Origin of the sequence: Brachybacterium halotolerans subsp. kimchii (genome assembly GCF_020792675.1) — a bacterium.
Classification (GTDB): Bacteria; Actinomycetota; Actinomycetes; order Actinomycetales; family Dermabacteraceae; genus Brachybacterium; species Brachybacterium halotolerans.
Genome location: NZ_CP086254.1, coordinates 1,348,607 through 1,364,223 on the forward strand (window position 1 = coordinate 1,348,607; position 15,617 = coordinate 1,364,223).

At 66.8% G+C, this 15,617-nt stretch carries 21 protein-coding genes and 1 pseudogene; 10 read left to right on the plus strand and 12 right to left on the minus strand.

Annotation, left to right across the window (positions count from 1 at the left end):
• Positions 1-25: 25 nt before the first annotated feature.
• The 9 genes from ilvD to Bra3105_RS06110 form a co-directional block, all read right to left on the minus strand.
• Positions 26-1,801, minus strand: coding sequence for a dihydroxy-acid dehydratase (gene ilvD, locus Bra3105_RS06070; RefSeq protein WP_228359020.1), 1,776 nt, complete (start codon positions 1,799-1,801; stop codon positions 26-28).
• Between the two features lie 64 nt (positions 1,802-1,865).
• Complete coding sequence (locus Bra3105_RS06075; protein ID WP_228359021.1) at positions 1,866-2,162, minus strand: hypothetical protein; 297 nt, start codon at positions 2,160-2,162, stop codon at positions 1,866-1,868.
• A 419-nt stretch (positions 2,163-2,581) separates the two neighbouring features.
• Entirely contained in the window at positions 2,582-2,866 is a 285-nt protein-coding gene (locus tag Bra3105_RS06080; protein ID WP_152352126.1) for a GlsB/YeaQ/YmgE family stress response membrane protein, read from the minus strand.
• 216 nt (positions 2,867-3,082) lie between these two features.
• Positions 3,083-3,514, minus strand: coding sequence for an Hsp20/alpha crystallin family protein (locus Bra3105_RS06085; protein WP_228359022.1), 432 nt, complete (start codon positions 3,512-3,514; stop codon positions 3,083-3,085).
• Positions 3,515-3,615: 101 nt separating this feature from the next.
• Positions 3,616-3,795, minus strand: a complete 180-nt coding sequence (locus Bra3105_RS06090; protein ID WP_228359023.1) for a hypothetical protein — start codon at positions 3,793-3,795, stop codon at positions 3,616-3,618.
• Positions 3,796-3,931: 136 nt separating this feature from the next.
• A complete protein-coding gene (locus Bra3105_RS06095) occupies positions 3,932-5,047 on the minus strand; it encodes a hypothetical protein (RefSeq protein ID WP_228359024.1) in 1,116 nt (371 codons plus the stop codon).
• Between the two features lie 18 nt (positions 5,048-5,065).
• The gene (locus tag Bra3105_RS06100) at positions 5,066-5,257 is read right to left on the minus strand and encodes a hypothetical protein (RefSeq protein ID WP_228359025.1); all 192 of its coding nucleotides are present in this window, start codon (positions 5,255-5,257) and stop codon (positions 5,066-5,068) included.
• Between the two features lie 409 nt (positions 5,258-5,666).
• On the minus strand, positions 5,667-6,098 hold the full coding sequence (locus Bra3105_RS06105; protein WP_228359608.1) for an arsenate reductase ArsC: 432 nt from the start codon (positions 6,096-6,098) through the stop codon (positions 5,667-5,669).
• Between the two features lie 33 nt (positions 6,099-6,131).
• Entirely contained in the window at positions 6,132-6,497 is a 366-nt protein-coding gene (locus tag Bra3105_RS06110; RefSeq protein WP_228359026.1) for an ArsR/SmtB family transcription factor, read from the minus strand.
• An 81-nt stretch (positions 6,498-6,578) separates the two neighbouring features.
• Here Bra3105_RS06110 and arsB point away from each other — a divergent pair, with 81 nt between their 5' ends.
• From arsB to Bra3105_RS06130, 4 genes are all read left to right on the plus strand, one after another.
• Positions 6,579-7,670: an ACR3 family arsenite efflux transporter gene (gene arsB, locus Bra3105_RS06115; protein WP_323188850.1), complete on the plus strand. Its 1,092-nt coding sequence runs from the start codon at positions 6,579-6,581 to the stop codon at positions 7,668-7,670.
• 23 nt (positions 7,671-7,693) lie between these two features.
• Positions 7,694-8,122, plus strand: coding sequence for an arsenate-mycothiol transferase ArsC (locus Bra3105_RS06120; protein WP_228359027.1), 429 nt, complete (start codon positions 7,694-7,696; stop codon positions 8,120-8,122).
• Between the two features lie 126 nt (positions 8,123-8,248).
• On the plus strand, positions 8,249-8,557 hold the full coding sequence (locus Bra3105_RS06125) for a transposase (RefSeq protein ID WP_228359028.1): 309 nt from the start codon (positions 8,249-8,251) through the stop codon (positions 8,555-8,557).
• Positions 8,554-9,039: a hypothetical protein gene (locus Bra3105_RS06130; protein WP_228359029.1), complete on the plus strand. Its 486-nt coding sequence runs from the start codon at positions 8,554-8,556 to the stop codon at positions 9,037-9,039. Before Bra3105_RS06125 ends, Bra3105_RS06130 begins: the two co-directional genes overlap by 4 nt.
• Here the strand turns inward: Bra3105_RS06130 and Bra3105_RS06135 are convergent.
• Positions 9,009-10,273, minus strand: a protein-coding gene (locus tag Bra3105_RS06135; protein WP_407650884.1) for an IS3 family transposase whose coding sequence is annotated in 2 segments (ribosomal slippage) — positions 9,009-9,931 and positions 9,931-10,273 — 1,266 coding nt in all. Because the reading frame shifts where the segments join, the coding sequence is not laid out codon by codon here. The two genes, Bra3105_RS06130 and Bra3105_RS06135, sit on opposite strands and share 31 nt — an antisense overlap.
• Positions 10,274-10,291: 18 nt before the next feature.
• On the opposite strand from Bra3105_RS06135, the pseudogene Bra3105_RS06140 reads away from it, so the two are divergent.
• From Bra3105_RS06140 to Bra3105_RS06160, 6 genes and pseudogenes are all read left to right on the plus strand, one after another.
• Positions 10,292-10,783, plus strand: a pseudogene (locus Bra3105_RS06140) (transposase); the annotation flags it as partial.
• 260 nt (positions 10,784-11,043) lie between these two features.
• Positions 11,044-11,628, plus strand: coding sequence for a YdhK family protein (locus tag Bra3105_RS06145; protein WP_122942833.1), 585 nt, complete (start codon positions 11,044-11,046; stop codon positions 11,626-11,628).
• Between the two features lie 104 nt (positions 11,629-11,732).
• On the plus strand, positions 11,733-12,281 hold the full coding sequence (locus Bra3105_RS06150; protein ID WP_227488028.1) for a CueP family metal-binding protein: 549 nt from the start codon (positions 11,733-11,735) through the stop codon (positions 12,279-12,281).
• Positions 12,282-12,436: 155 nt separating this feature from the next.
• Positions 12,437-12,694 carry a TlpA disulfide reductase family protein gene (locus Bra3105_RS18540; RefSeq protein WP_323188851.1) on the plus strand — a complete coding sequence of 86 codons (258 nt, stop codon included), beginning with the start codon at positions 12,437-12,439 and terminating at the stop codon, positions 12,692-12,694.
• A complete protein-coding gene (locus tag Bra3105_RS18545; protein WP_318152451.1) occupies positions 12,685-12,936 on the plus strand; it encodes a TlpA family protein disulfide reductase in 252 nt (83 codons plus the stop codon). The genes Bra3105_RS18540 and Bra3105_RS18545 overlap by 10 nt, the downstream gene beginning before the upstream one ends.
• Positions 12,936-13,703 (plus strand): cytochrome c biogenesis CcdA family protein, encoded by a 768-nt coding sequence (locus Bra3105_RS06160; RefSeq protein WP_152352134.1) that lies wholly within the window; start codon positions 12,936-12,938, stop codon positions 13,701-13,703. The genes Bra3105_RS18545 and Bra3105_RS06160 overlap by 1 nt, the downstream gene beginning before the upstream one ends.
• A 27-nt stretch (positions 13,704-13,730) precedes the next feature.
• Here Bra3105_RS06160 and Bra3105_RS06165 read toward each other — a convergent pair whose 3' ends face one another.
• Together Bra3105_RS06165 and Bra3105_RS06170 are read right to left on the minus strand one after the other, a co-directional pair.
• On the minus strand, positions 13,731-14,807 hold the full coding sequence (locus tag Bra3105_RS06165) for a sensor histidine kinase (RefSeq protein ID WP_122942837.1): 1,077 nt from the start codon (positions 14,805-14,807) through the stop codon (positions 13,731-13,733).
• A gap of 67 nt (positions 14,808-14,874) precedes the next feature.
• Positions 14,875-15,588, minus strand: a complete 714-nt coding sequence (locus Bra3105_RS06170; protein ID WP_228359030.1) for a response regulator transcription factor — start codon at positions 15,586-15,588, stop codon at positions 14,875-14,877.
• Positions 15,589-15,617: the final 29 nt, after the last annotated feature.

Here is a 15,617-nt window from a genome sequence, read left to right on the forward strand (position 1 = left end):
GTCGTCGAGGCCCGGGCCGGCGCCGTCAGTCACCCAGGATCGCACCGCGCGAGGCGGACTTCACGAGCTTGACGTACTTGGCCAGGACGCCCTTGGTGAACTTCGGAGGCAGCGGCGCCCATCCCTCCTTGCGCGACTCGAGCTCCTCGGGGTCCACCAGCACGTCCAGCTTCCCCGTCGCGACCTCGAGACGGATCCGGTCGCCGTCGCGCACGAAGGCGATCGGCCCGCCGTCCACGGCCTCCGGGGCGATGTGCCCGACGCACAGGCCGGTGGTGCCGCCGGAGAAGCGTCCGTCGGTCATGAGAAGCACGTCCTTCCCCAGCCCGGCGCCCTTGATCGCCGCGGTGATCGCGAGCATCTCGCGCATCCCGGGTCCGCCCTTGGGGCCCTCGTAGCGAATGACGACCACGTCGCCGTGGGTGATGGTGCCGTCGCGCAGGGCCTGCAGCGCGGGCTTCTCGCGCTCGAAGACGCGCGCGGTCCCCTCGAACACGTCGCCCTCGAAGCCGGCGGACTTCACGACCGCGCCCTCGGGGGCGAGCGAGCCGTGGAGGATCGTGATGCCGCCGGTGGGCGCGATCGGGTCGGCCACCGGCCGCAGGATCTCCCCGTCGGGCTTCGGCGGATCGAGGGCCTCGAGGTTCTCGGCGACGGTGCGGCCGGTGATCGTGAGGCAGTCGCCGTCGAGCAGCCCCGCCTCGAGCAGGGAGCGCATGACGACCTGGATGCCGCCGACGCGGTCCACGTCGTTCATGACGTACTGGCCGTAGGGCTTGAGGTTCGCCAGGTGCGGGACCTTCGCGCCGATGCGGGCGAAGTCCTCGAGCGTCAGGTCGACATCGACCTCGTGGGCGATCGCCATCAGGTGCAGCACGGCGTTGGTGGAGCCGCCGAAGGCCTGGACGACGGCGATGGCGTTCTCGAAGGCCGGCTTGGTCATGATGTCGCGGGCGGTGATGCCCTGGCGCAGCATCTCCACGACGGCCTCGCCGGCTCGTCTCGCGTCTGCGTCACGCCGCCGATCGGCCGACGGCGGGGTCGCCGACCCCGGGATCGACATCCCGATCGCCTCGGCGACGGTGGCCATCGTGTTGGCGGTGTAGAAGCCGCCGCAGGCGCCCTCGCCGGGGCAGATGCGGCGCTCGATCTGGTCGGCGTCGGCCTGGCTCATGCGGCCGCGGGCCAGTGCCCCGGCGGCCTCGAAGCCGTCGATGATGGTGACGTCCTTCGAGGTGCCGTCGGACAGGTCCACGTGGCCGGGCATGATGCTCCCGGCGTAGACGAACACGCTGGCCAGGTCCAACCGTGCGGCGGCCATGAGCATGCCCGGCAGGGACTTGTCGCAGCCGGCGAGCAGGACGGAACCGTCGAGCCTCTCGGCGCTCATCACGGTCTCGACGGAGTCGGCGATCAGGTCGCGCGAGACCAGGGAGAAGTGCATGCCCTCGTGGCCCATCGAGATGCCGTCGGATACGGAGATGGTGCCGAACTGCAGGGGGTAGCCGCCCGCGGCGTGCACGCCGTCCTTCGCGGCGCCCGCCAGCCGGTCCAGGGAGAGATTGCACGGGGTGATCTCGTTCCAGGAGCTGGCGACGCCGATCTGCGGCTTGTCCCAGTCCTCGTCCCCCATGCCCACGGCGCGGAGCATCCCGCGCGAGACGATCGCGTCGGGCCCGTCGGTGACCTGGTGACTGCGGGGCTTCAGTCGCGAGGCGCCGGTGCCGGTGGCAACGGGATCGGCGCCAGTGGGATCGGCGACGGTGGGGTCGGAATCGGCGGTGTTCCCGGGGGCGGTCATGCCCTCGACTCTAGGACGTGAGCGCGATCATGTCAGGGGGCACGGGAGCGGAGGATCCCCCGCCCTACGCGACCTCAGGCGGCCACGGGGCGCTCGGTCGCGCCGATCCGGAGCGCCGACAGCACGGCTGCCAGGACGACGGCAGGACGATCCCTGCCCCCACCGCGCGCCGAGCCCCGACGCAGTCCGAGAGGTTCCCGGCGCACAACAGCAGTGACGCGAACACCAGCGCGTACCCGTCGACCATCCACAGCAGCGCGGAGATCCCGCCGCCCAGCTCCCGTCCGGTCGAGCTGAAGGCGGTGTTCACGATGAGGATGTCGAGCGTGGCGAGGACGAACGCGCCCGCCAGCGCAGCCACAGACATAGCCTGACCGCAGGCGGCTAGTACCCGGGCAGGCGCTGGCCGCCCAGAGCGGGGGCGTCGCCCCCGCCCGGGTGCCCCCACCCCCTTCCACGGGGCGCGGGCGCTTCCTGTGAAGTGTCGGACTTGCCCCCACGAATGTCCCGCGCGCCGTGGAGTGACCTTCGGTGGCTCTCTTGATTGAAGCCCGGGAGACCCGCCTCTGGAGTGGCGCACTTCGAAAACGTCCCCCGTTCTCGGTAGCTGGGAGGCGGGGGCGTTCTTCGTGCCTGGGGGTAGCCTTCGGGGAAAGTGGCTTCTTCTATGGACCGTCGGGGAGGCCTCCACGTCGCGGGAGCAGCCACTCCCGCCATTCGAAGCGCCCCCATCCTGACCTCACGATCGGGGTGGGGGCGCTCCGTCGTCTCCTGAGTAGCTCAGCGGCGCCGACCTGCGGCCAGACCGTAGACGACCATGACGATCAATGCGCCGATGACGGAGAGCACGATCGTCCACACGCTCCACGGATCCGCGAAGACACCGCTGACGCCCTTGGATCCGAAAAGCCCGCCGATGAAGCCGCCGACGAGCGCGCCCACGACACCGAGAACGATGGTCGTGCCAATGCCCATGGCCTGCTTGCCGGGCATGACCGCGCGGGCGATCAGACCGATGATCGCGCCGATGACCAGCCACCAGATGAGAGCTCCGATGAAGCCCATGATGCACACTCCAATGCACTAGGGACAGGGACGGGCCGACAATGCGACCCCTACGGGGACGCACCAGCGCGCACTTCCGTCACACCCCGAGTGATCGAAAGCACACATAGAAGGCCCCTTTGAATCGGAGGCAACCGCCCGCTCCGCGCGAGCAAGCCGGAAACGAGGGCGGGCCCTGTCGCCGAAGCGAAAGGGCCCGCCCATGAGTGAGACCGGTCAGGTGGTGGTGGATTCGATCTGCTGAGGTGTGTTCTCGGTCGAGATCTCGATCTTGCGAGGCTTGGCCTTCTCGCTGATCGGGATCATCACGCTGAGAACGCCGTTGTTGTAGGTCGCAGAGATCTTCTCCTTATCCAGTCCCTGTCCCAGGCTGAGCTGACGCAAGAAGCTCCCGCTGGTGCGCTCTCTGGTGATCCACTGCGCATCCTCGTCCGTGGTGAGGGTGCGCTCGGCGCGGATCGTCAGCAGCTGCCCGTCGATGTCGACGTCGACGGATCCGGGATCGATGCCAGGCAGATCTGCCGAGAGGATGTAGTGATCACCCTTGCGGTACAGATCCATCGGCATCTGCCGCGGGCCGCGGCGGCCGGACTCGAGGACGGTGGAGGCAAAGCGCTCCAGGTCTCGGAGCGGATCATAGGTGGCCATGTCAGTCTCCTTCCTGTCGGAGGCCGCTCCCATAGCGGCCTGCGCGTCTTGAGCGTCCCCCGCTCAAGTGCGGCCAGATTAGCACTCTCCTCCCGAGAGTGCTAGACCTCTTCCTCATCGATCGGAACCTCTTCGCGTTGCTCGAGGACGTCGACCGGGTCGGCGTCGTGGGAACCGACCGGCCCCTGCAAAGTTTGGTCCTCGTCCAGCGCAAACACCGCCTGTTCCTGCGCATCCTCGAGAGGCACATCGAGGCGGGTTTCACGCGGTTCGCCGTTCATATCGCTCCCTCCTTCCCTACATCCAACTGCGGCCGGATGACGAGGGTAGAGCGAAACACGGGCATCGGGAAAGCATGCAACCGAACCAATCCGGTGGTCGCTGGTGGAGCTATACCGCACCGGCGGGCGAGGCCGCTCAGGTGGACGGGCGATCGTGGCTGCCCGAGCTCTCGACAGAACGCGAGTCGCGCTCTTTCTCCTCGGTATATCGGCGCTGGCGCTCGCGCTGCCCGTGCGTGAGGGTGCGGAGGTTGGTCTCATGGTCGAAGCTCGAGCCGAGTGCACCAGCGACGACCCCTATTGCCGCACTGAGCCACGCGATGTCCAGATAGTTCCCGAACGTAGGTGACTCCCGGATGATCGTGGCCATGTAATCCGGCGAGATGGCGATCAGCCCGCCAGCCAGGATCAGGAGGACGAGAGCCAGGTAGAGCGCTACCACGCAGAGCAGCAGCGTCCCGACCGTGGAGAGGTTGTACAGCAGGACAACCCGAGCCAAACCGCTTCGTCTCGGCGAATCCCACAAGCCATTGCTGACGATCAACCACAGCACCATCGCACCTATTGCCAAGGCTCCGATGCCGACCAGGCGCGGCATCGAGAGATACGTAGACATGGCCCAGATCGAGCTGTAGAAGATCCCGAACGCCCCGGTCGCTGAGGCCGCTGCCAGCGCACTCGAGAGCCGTGGAGCGGTCTTCCGTGGCTCATTGCCGGCGACCATCCCCAGAACGGTCCGCACCCCACCGACCGCCGGGCTGGCATAGAGAGTCGAGTGGGCCCCCGCTTCTCCAGCGTCACTCCAGTGAAGCCAGGATCGGCCGAACTGCGACGTTCCGCTCCCCTCGTTCACGGGCTTCATCTTCAGAATGCAGTCCATGAGGGTGTCCAGAATGCGCTGCCGGCTGGCGAACGCTCCGAGGGTCGGGCACGAGATCACCGCCACCTGCTCGTCGGGGAAGATCTCCGCGATCAGGGGCCTCCCGTCAGTGAGGCGAGGAATCTCCGTCAACAGCAGCACCACGTCCGGGCGCTCGTACTCCTCCGCAAGCTGCACTGCATCGCTGAGGTCGAGAGAGTTATCCGGCCGTAGGCGAAGCATCGACGTGCGCGTATGCAACTCCACCGGCGGACTGAACACCTCATTCAAATGCTCCTGAAGCTCATCCTCGATGGACCGTGCGCGCCGAGTCGGAAGCCCCGGATCCGACACCAAAAGCACTCGCACACCACGGGTCAAGCCGTCTGTCATCGTGTACCTCCAACTCCCTCAAACGGTCGCCCCCAGTCTCTCAGCTACTACGTCGCCCCCAGCCGCCCAGATCTGCGACTCCTCGCCACGCTGCGCCCACTCGTCGTCGGCCGTCGGGACGGGCGGCTCGAAGAACGGGTGCACCCGCTGCTCGATCCTGACCCGCACCTCGTGCGCCCACTCCGCGTCCCGCTCACGCATGCTCGCCATGGGTAAAGTCTGGCCCCGGGGTGGGACACGCGGAGTCTGTTCTGCGCGAAACAGCAGAATGCCGATGTGTGACCCCTGGGCTACACCTGAGCTAGGACTGGACCGCGCTCGGGTGTTCTGGCTACACCATCGTCTACACCATCGCCACATGTGTAGCACTACATACCGGGGCTGAACTGGTGGGCCCGGAGGGGATCGAACCCTCGACCCGCGGATGAAAAGCCCGCCAGAGCATCGGCCGCAGAGCGTGTACAAGCAGGTCAGAGGGCTCGTACTGCTACCCGAAGCGCGACGGACACCATCGCGTCGCTGGCAGCGTTGCTGTCAAGAGGTGTTCGAGACGAGTCGGCATCTGTTCCTTGGGGATGGTGTCTCCAGAAGCCGTCGTCACACGTGCTCTCGGCTTTCCTCAACCTTGGCCTGGAATGTCGAGTGGCTCGCGGGACAGCAAGCTGCCGATGAGCTCCTCGAGGCGGGTGCGGATCTCATCGCGCACCGGGCGGACTTCCGCGACGCCCTTGCCGGCTGGGTCCTCGAGCTTCCAGTCCTCGTACCGCTTGCCGGGGAAGTAAGGGCAGGCGTCGCCGCATCCCATGGTGATGACCACGTCGGAGGCCTGGACGGATTCGGGAGTGAGGATCTTCGTGTTCTGGTGGGAGATGTCGATGCCGACCTCCGCCCTGGCCTCTACCGCTGCGGGGTTGATCGAGTCGGCGGGCGCTGACCCGGCGGAGTGGACCTCGATGCGGTCCCCGGCGAGCTCCCGCAGCCACCCGGCTGCCATCTGGGATCGACCGGCGTTGCGGACACAGACGAACAAGACGCTGGGGCGAACGGTCAGGGGAGTCTCTAGACAGGGGTGAGAGGGAGGGGTTCAGGCGATGTCGAGGAACGCGCGGAGCTCGGCGAAGGCTGACGGGACGACGGAGTAGTGGGCCCAGCGGCCCTTCTGCTCGCGCGTGAGCAGGCCGGCGTCGACGAGCTTCTTCATGTGGTGGCTCACGGTGGGCTGACTGATGCCGAGCGGCTCGGTGAGATCGCATGCGCAGACCGACTCGCAGCCCTGGGCGGCGACGTGGGACAGGAGCCGGAGGCGCGTGGGGTCGGACAGCGCCTTCAGGAGAGAGGCGATCCGCTCGGCGTCGACAGCGTCGACCGGGCCTGCGGACAGCGAGCAGCACTCGTCAGAGTCGGTCCTAGACGCGAGTCCGGTGGCTATGGCGTCGGTCGTCGTGGTCATACCCTCACCTTACATTGACAGTTATCGATGTGGAACATAGCGTACTCATCGATAACCGTCGATGGAAGGTGCCGAGGACTGATGAGTACGACCACCAAGGACGTGGAGCAGCCGCGCGTGATGAAGGAGATGTCCTTCCTCGATCGCTGGCTCCCGGTATGGATCCTGGCCGCCATGGCCGTGGGGCTCCTGTTGGGGCGGTTCGTCCCCGGCCTGAACACCGCACTGGCGGCGGTGAAGATCGGGTCCGTGTCCCTCCCCATCGCGATCGGGCTGCTGGTGATGATGTACCCGGTCCTGGCGAAGGTCCGCTACGACGAGACCCGGCGCATCGGCGCGGACCGACGCCTGTTGGTGACTTCGTTAGTGCTGAACTGGATCGTCGGACCGGCACTCATGTTCGGCCTCGCGTGGATCTTCCTGGCCGACCTGCCGGAGTACCGGACCGGCCTGGTCATCGTGGGTCTCGCGCGCTGCATCGCGATGGTCCTCATCTGGAACGACCTCGCCTGCGGTGACCGCGAAGCTGCTGCCGTGCTGGTCGCGATCAACTCCGTGTTCCAGGTGATCGCCTTCGGTGCCCTGGGCTGGTTCTACCTCCAGGCGCTGCCGTCGTGGCTAGGGCTGCCGACCACGTCGGCCGAATTCTCGATCGGCGCGATCGTCCTCAGCGTGCTGATCTTCCTCGGGATCCCCCTGGTCGCCGGGTTCCTGACCCGCATCCTCGGGGAGCGAGCGAAGGGCCGGACCTGGTACGAGGAGCGGTTCCTCCCGAAGATCGGCCCGTGGGCGCTGTACGGGCTGCTGTTCACCATCGTGCTGCTGTTCGCCCTCCAGGGCGACGCGATCCTCTCCGCCCCGGGCGACGTGGCCCGCATCGCCCTGCCGCTGCTGGTCTACTTCGTGGTCATGTTCCTGGGGTCCTTCCTGCTCGGACGGGCGATCGGCCTGAACTACGCGAAGTCCACGACCGTCGCGTTCACCGCCTCGGGCAACAACTTCGAGCTCGGAATCGCCGTCGCCATCGGCACCTTCGGCGTCACCTCCGGCCAGGCCCTCGCCGGTGTCGTCGGCCCCCTGATCGAGGTCCCGGTCCTCGTCGCCCTCGTCTACGTCGCTCTCGCGATGGGCCGCCGGCTCTTCCGCGGCGACCCCACCGTCCCCACCCGATGAACCAGCAGAGAGTTCGAGTCACCATGACCGCGAAACGCCCCGCAGTCCTGTTCGTGTGCGTGAAGAACGGCGGCAAGTCACAGATGGCGGCCGCCCTCATGCGCCATCACGCCGGAGATGCCGTCGAGGTGCGCTCCGCCGGAACCCGCCCCGGCACCGCCATCAATGCCCAGTCCGCGGAGGCGATCGCCGAGGTCGGCGCGGACATGTCCTCTGCCGTCCCGCAGCCGGTGACCCCCGAGCTGCTGCGCAGCGTCGATCACGTGATCGTCATCGGCGGCGAAGCCGTCATCGAACCCGTCGAGGGAATGACCGCGCCGGTCACCACCTGGCACACCGATGAGCCATCCCTGAGGGGCATCGAAGGGATGGAGCGCATGCGCCTGGTGCGGGACGACATCGACGCCCGCGTCCGTGCACTCCTGAACGACCTCACCCCTACCGCGAACTGACCACGTCCGCAGCGACACGGCCCGACCTCGCCACCGCATCGAACTCGCCTCCCTGGTGGGGCTGCCGCACGGATAGGTGACATCTGATCTGGCTTGCCCACTGGGCGGCCTGGAAGGATGTGCACCATGCCCGCTCCCTACCCGCAGGAGTTCCGCGACGATGTCGTGCGAGTGGCCCGGTCCCGTGAGGACGGCGTCACCATCGCGCAGATCGCGAAGGACTTCGGCGTCCACGAGATGACGCTCCACAAATGGATCCGCCAAGCCGACATCGACGACGGCAACCACCCCGGAAAGAGTCGGGAGGAATCTACAGAGCTGCGCGATGCCCGCAAGAAGATCCGGTTGCTCGAGCAGGAGAACGAGGTCCTGCGCCGTGCCGCCGCCTACCTGTCCCAGGCGAACTTGCCGGGAAAAGGTTCTACCCGCTCGTGAGCGAGCTCGCCGCTGACGGCATCCCCGTCGCGGTGTCCCTGCGGGTCTTGAAGCTCTCCCGCCAGCCCTACTACCGCTGGCGGAAGCAGCAGGTCACCAACGCCGAGATGGTCGAGGCCTACCGAGCCAACGCCCTGTTGGACGCCCATCTCGATGACCCCGAGTTCGGCTATCGGTTCCTGGTCGGCGAAGCCGCCGAGTCGGGTGAGGAGATGTGTGAACGGACGGCGTGGAGGATCTGCCGGGACAACCGCTGGTGGTCCGTGTTCGGGAAGAAGCGCGGCAAGAACGGGAAGCGGCCCGGCCCGCCGGTCCATGACGACCTCGTCAAGCGAGACTTCACCGCCGATGACGTCAACGAACTCTGGCTGACCGACATCACCGAGCACTGGACCGATGAGGGCAAGCTCTACCTCGGGGCCTACCCCCGGTTCGTGGACGCGGGGGTCGTTTACGCTGCGAGCGCTAGCTTAGCGGTGTAGGCGCTCTCGTAGGCGTTGGGGGACAGGTAGCGGCACCAGGAATGGCGGCGCTTGGTGTTGTAGCGGGTCAGCCACCGGAACATCTTGCGGTGGGCGGTGAGCTCGTCGGTGAAGCACGCGGCGTCGCGGAGGACCTCGCGCTTCGCGGTCGCGTTGAACGATTCGGCCATCGCGTTGTCGGCGCTGGAGCCGACAGCCCCCATCGACTGGACCACGCCGAGCCGCTGGCAGAGCTCGGCGTATGCCTTGGAGGTATAGACCGACCCGTGGTCGCTGTGGAAGATCGCCCCGGCCAATGATCCGCGGGTCGCGGCGGCGGCCTTGAGCGCGTCGGCGACAAGGTCGGTGCGCATGTGATCGGCCAGAGCCCAGCCCACCAGGCGGCGGCTGTAGCAGTCGATCACGGTGGCGAGATAGAGGTTCCCGCCCCCGCCAGCCTCGGACAGCGGCAGGTAGGTGATGTCTCCGACGTAGCGCTGGTTCGGCGCCTCGGCGGTGAAGTCCCGACCCAGCAGGTCGGGGACGACCTGGTCGGCTGGCTCCGGCACCGTCGTGCGGTGCTTGCGCTTCTTGACGAAGCCACTGAGTCCGGCCTCGCGCATCACGCGGGCGACTCGCTTGTGGTTGACCCGGTCCTCGGGCGAGACCGCGTCGTTGAGCTCGACCGTGATCCGCGGGACGCCTTGAGCATCGTCCTTGGCGTGGATGACGCGGATCCGCTCCAGCAGACCAGCATCGGACTCCGCTCTCGCGGCTCTTCCCGCGGCACCTGTCTGCCAGGCGTAGTAGGAGGAGCGCTCGATCTCGACGAGCTCGCACAGTCGCTTCACCGGGTAGGTGGTGGAGTTCTCGGCGACGAACTGGAAGCGACTCACCAGCGCGTCTCCCCGGCGAAATACTTAGCCGCCTTCTGGAGGATCTCCCGCTCCGTGGTGAGCTTTGTCGTCTCCGCTCTGAGCTGGGCGTTCTCCGCTTCCAACCGGGCCACGCGCTGCTCGAGCGGCTCATCGGGATCCGGCGTTGCAGCGATCGGCGCGGATCGCAACGGACTGTCGGTCAGCGTGCCGTCAGCCGCGGTCTTCTTCCCGGACCCGTGGGTCTCCAGCCACTGCCGCAGCGTGCCCCGGACGATCCCGAGATCCTCCGCGATACCGCGGACCGTCGCTCCCGGGGTCGACTCATACAGGTCAACCGCCTGCTGGCGGAACTCCTCGGAGTAGTGCTTCCTAGCCATAGTTCATGATCTCGCTTCCCCAGCAAATGCTGGAATCAGCGTGTCCACGAACAAGGGTCAGGCCCCCTCTGCGCGATCAAGGACGTGTTCTCCGGTCGGATCGTGGGCTACTCAATCAGTGACCGGATGAAGGCCCGACTGGCGGTGACTGCCCTGGACAACGCGATATCCAGGCGTCGCAACGCCGCCGGCTGCATCGTGCATTCGGACCGAGGATCCCAGTTCAGGTCCCGGAAGTTCGTGCACGCCCTGCACCGTCATCACCTCATCGGATCGGTGGGCCAGGTCGGTGCTGCTGGCGACAACGCCGCGATGGAATCGTTCTTCTCGCTACTTCAGAAGAACGTCCTGGACCGCAAGCGCTGGCGGACCCGAGAAGAGCTCCGCATCGCAATCATCACCTGGATCGAGAGGACTTACCACCGACGACGCCGACAGGCCCGCCTGGACCGATTGACCCCCATCGAATACGAGACCATCATGAACCCGGCCGTGAGCCTCGCGGCCTGACACCCCAACTGTCACCTGATCGTGCGGCAGCCCCGTTCATGGTCGTGCTCCTTCTCGTTCCGAACAGACCGCGGATACCGGCCCGCTCTGACGACGGTAGCCGGGGCGTCACCAATGACGGAAGCGAGCAGACCGTTCGTTCGCAGGCAGTGCGGGCCGACTGGTCAGCGCTGTGCTCAAGAAGTCCAAACCTGACCTTGAAGAGACCTTGATCTGAGGGTCGTAGGCTGGCGCAAAATGTCCTCTGACTAGGAGTAATAATGCGTTCTCGTCGCTCTTTCGGCCGTCTCGCGGCCGTCGTCTTCACCGGTGCGATTGTGTTTGCCGGATGCACCGACAACGGGTCTGACGACGGTCAGACGTCCGGTGGGTCCGAAGCATCGGAGGCGTCCGATGGTGGTGGCCACGGGGGCATGGAGCACCCGATGGATGGCGGCCCTGCGCCTGAGGGGATGGTGCCTGCGGAGGATCCCGAGTTCCCAGTCGGCACAGAGGTGACGCTCACGGCGGACCACATGGAGGACATGGAGGGAGCGACAGCGACGATCTCCGGTGCCTTCGACACCACGACCTACTCGGTCAGCTTCACCCCGACCGACGGCGGCGAGCCGGTCACTGACCACAAGTGGGTCGTCCACGAGGAGCTCGAGAACCCGGGCAAGGCACCGCTGGCAGAGGGCACCGAGGTGGTCATCACCGCTGATCACATGGCGGGTATGGAGGGTGCTGAAGCCACCATCGACAGTGCCACCGAGGAGACTGTGTACATGGTCGACTACGAGGCCGACGGGATGATGATGACGAACCACAAGTGGGTCGTCGAGAGCGAGATCGAGCCTGCGTGATGACCACCCCGTCGAGCCCTCGAAGTGCATTCGCCTCCTCCGGGGATGGGCCGCGTCGTCGCACTGTGCGGCTGCCCCGGCGATCGGTCTTGATCGGTGCTGGCTTGTTCCCGCTCGTGGTCGCCGGTTGCGGGACCGGCGGGTCCGAGCCCGCATCCGTCACGAGTGATCAGGAGTTGCTCCAGGAACATGGCTTCGCCGACGCGGACGCGCACGAGATCATCGACAGGCTCGAAGCGCTCCCGGTGGCTGAACGACCGCAGGACCTGATCGCCAGCGTCACCGCGACGTCTCTTCAGCTCCAAGACGATGCAGGGCGAGAGGCCGAGCTGCCCCTTCCCGAGGACCAGTTCTACTTGTCGGTGGCCCCGTTCGTGGAGACCACCCACGAGTGCGCCTTCCACAGCCTGACCACCTGCCGCGGGGAACTGCGCAGCCGCGAGCTCACTGTGAGCGTGGTCGACAGCGGCTCGGGCGACGTCCTTGCGGAGGGCCCTCGCACCACGCATGACAACGGGTTCCTCGGTCTTTGGCTGCCGCGCGGGATCACCGCGGAGCTCACGTGCACCCTCGAGGACTACACAGGGACCGCGTCCATCTCGACCCAGGCGGAGGATGATCTGACCTGTCTGACCAGTCTCCAACTGACGTGAGCAGGCGAAACACCCGGTCCGCCTTCTGGCACTCGGTGGTCGGCCCAGCTGGGCGGAGCGTCACACCAGGCCTGAGTCGTCGGACCACGCTCCGACTGGGCGGGAGCCTGCTCGTCCTCGCCCCCGTCCTTGCGGCGTGCAGCAATTCCTCAGATGTGGCGAGTGAGGCGAACGCCGGGTACGTCTCCGGCGATGGCGTCGTCGTCGAGATCCCCCCAGAGGGACGCGCCGATCCTCTGGCGTTCCAGGGAACCACCTACGACGGCGACGACTTCGACTCCACGGCGCTGCGCGGCGCACCCTTGGTGCTCAACATCTGGTACGCCTCGTGTCCACCATGCCGGCTCGAAGCCCCCGCGCTGAAGGCCGTGCATAGCGAATACAACGCCCGGGAGTGGCATTCATGGGCGTGAACACCCGCGACCAAGCGGGGCCGGCCGCCGCGTTCGAAACGACCTTCGGCATCACCTACCCCTCGATCCCCGATCCCGACGGAGTCGTCATCTCTTCCATGGACGGCAGCGTCTCGCCCAACGCCGTCCCCACGACTTTGATCCTGGATGCTGAAGGACGAGTAGCCGCCCGGATCACGGGCGCGGCCAACCAGAGCACCCTCGAGAGCCTCCTGGATACCGTGCTGGCGGAGGCCGCCTGATGGGTGAACTGTTCGCCACCACCGTGCTGAGCGGACCCCTGGCCGCAGCCCTGCTGCTGTCGATCGTGGCTGGTCTGGTCGCGTTTCTGTCTCCGTGCGTGCTTCCTGTGGTCCCCGGCTACCTCGGATACATCACCGGGCTCACAGGACAGAACGCCGGGCCGTGCCGTACCGGCGATCCTGGGGAACGGCCATGGCGCCTGGTCACCGGAGCGGTGCTGTTCGTCGCGGGCTTCACTACGGTGTTCCTGGTCATCGGCGGCTTCGTCGGTGCACTCGGGTCATTGATGATTCAGTACACAACAGCGATCAATCGGATCTCCGGGGTGCTGGTGATCCTCATGGGCCTGGTGTTTGTGGGAATCTTCCCCCGCCTCTCCGGTGAGAAACGGATCCGGAAGCGCCCCGATGCCGGACTCGCCGGTGCCCCGTTGCTCGGGATCACGTTCGGCTTCTCGTGGACCCCGTGCATCGGGCCGACGTTCGCCGCAGTCGCGGCGCTCAGCCTCGGGGAGGCCTCCGCCAGTCGCGGCGCTCTCCTGGCTTTCGGCTATGCGATCGGGCTCGGGATCCCGTTCATCCTCTTCGCTCTCGTGTTTCGGCGTGCCCTGGGCATCTCCCGAGCGTTGTCCCGGCATCGCCGGACGCTCCAGATCGTCGGTGGCTCCGTGCTCATCGCCATCGGACTCCTGCTGGTCACCGGCGTGTGGGAGCAGTGGATGGCATTGCTGCAGGTGCGGATCGGCACCTTCACCACGATCGTCTGAGAGCTGAGCCCGCCGTACGCGGCCGGCTCAGCGATCAGTGATCGCTCGCGGCAACCGTATGGTGAAGGTGGCGCCCCGTCCTGGGCCCTCACTGGCCGCGGCCACGGTCCCGCCGTGCGCATCGACCAGGGCTCGACTGATCGTCAGGCCGATGCCTGAGCCGGAGTTGTCACGGGTGCGTGAGCTGTCGGCGCGGAAGAACCGTTCGAACAGGCGTGACCGGTCCTCATTGGTGAAGCCTTCGCCGTCGTCCGCTACCGTGATCTCCACCGTGCTGCCGTGGGTGGCTGCCGAGACCGTGACGGTGCCTCCGGGGGAAGTGTGCCGTAGAGCGTTGCTCAGCAGGTTTCCGAGGACTTGGGCGAGGCGGTCCGGGTCCGCGTGGATCGTCACGGAGTGGGGCAGGGCCGTTTCTCGTCGTAGTGCCACGCCCGCTGTCTCGAACCGTTCATCCCATGCCGGGAGTATCGACTCCAGCAGGTCGTCGACGGTGAGGGGGTGCAGCTGTACCGGGAGCTGGCCCTCCTCGGCCCGGGACACTTCACTGATGTCGTCAGCCAGCCGCGAAAGTCGCATGGTCTGGCTGGCGAGGATGGGCATGGCTGCCTCCGGCTCGATGACGCCATCGGCCATGGCCTCGTGATGTGCCGAGAGGGTGGCGATGGGGGTGCGCAGCTCATGGGCGAGGTCGGAGAGCAGTTGGCGTCGGGTCTCCTCGACGGCGTCCAGGCGCGCTGCCATGTCGTTGAGCGTGGCGGCCAGGGAGTCGAGTTCGGTCCCGGCTCCGACGGAGGGCACGCGCGTGGAGTAGTGGCCGCGGGACAGTTCATCGACAGCCGAGGTGAGGCCGTGAAGCGTCTGGCGGAGTCGTCGTGCCAGGTTCCAGGTGACCAGGCCGGCGGCCAGGAGGGAGACCACCAGTCCGACCCCGAGGGCAAGTGCGAGCGCGTCACGGTAGGCGCGTTCGATGTGGACGAGCTCGTCGCTGCCCACCGGGAGATCGGTCTGGAGCAGGTGGTAGTGGAAGACGGCGGGCCCGATGATCACCGTCAGCACCGTGATGGTGAGCGCGCCGGCGAGCAGCACGATGAGCTGGCCGATCATCAGGCGCGAGGCCAAGCTGGTGCTAGGGCGAACCGTTCGCACAGATGTATTCGGTGCGGTCACGAGCTCATCCCTTCCCCATCCGGTATCCGATACCGCGCACCGTGGTGACGAACCGTGCAGATTCAGCCGTCTCGTCGAGTTTTCGTCGGAGGTTGGCGATGTGCACATCGACGAGATGGTCGTCTCCGATCCAGCTGTCGCCCCAGACGGCCTCCATCAGCTGTCTGCGACTGAAGGCCTGGCCAGGACTGAGCGCCAGGGTCATCAAGAGTCCCCTCTCGGTGGGGGTCAGCGGAAGTGGCCGGCTGGCGAGCCGCACCTCCTGGGCAGCTGTGTCGATCTCGAGCTCTCCAAAAGTGCGCACTGTGTCCGAAGACGCCGTCCCGGAATCGGCGCGGGGCCTGCGCAATACGGCCTGGACCCGAGCGACGAGCTCACGCACGCTGAACGGCTTGGTGAGGTAGTCATCCGCCCCCACCGACAGCCCCACCAGGCGGTCCACCTCCTCTGACCGTGCCGTCGTGATCAGCACGTAGCAGTCGGAGAAGGCGCGGATCCTGCGCATCACCTCCAGACCGTCGAGCCCGGGCAGGCCGAGATCGAGGACGATCACGTCCGGTGACAGAGTGCGGGCTGCCTCCACCGCCTCCGGACCGCTCCGCGCGCTCGCAGTCGCGTAGCCGGCCTTCGCGAGATACGCCTGGACCACGTCCGACAGCGCGACCTCGTCCTCGACGACGAGAACCATCGCCGCTGCTCGATCCGCTTCGCTCCTCATGGCTCCAGTCTGGTCTCCGTTCCTGGACA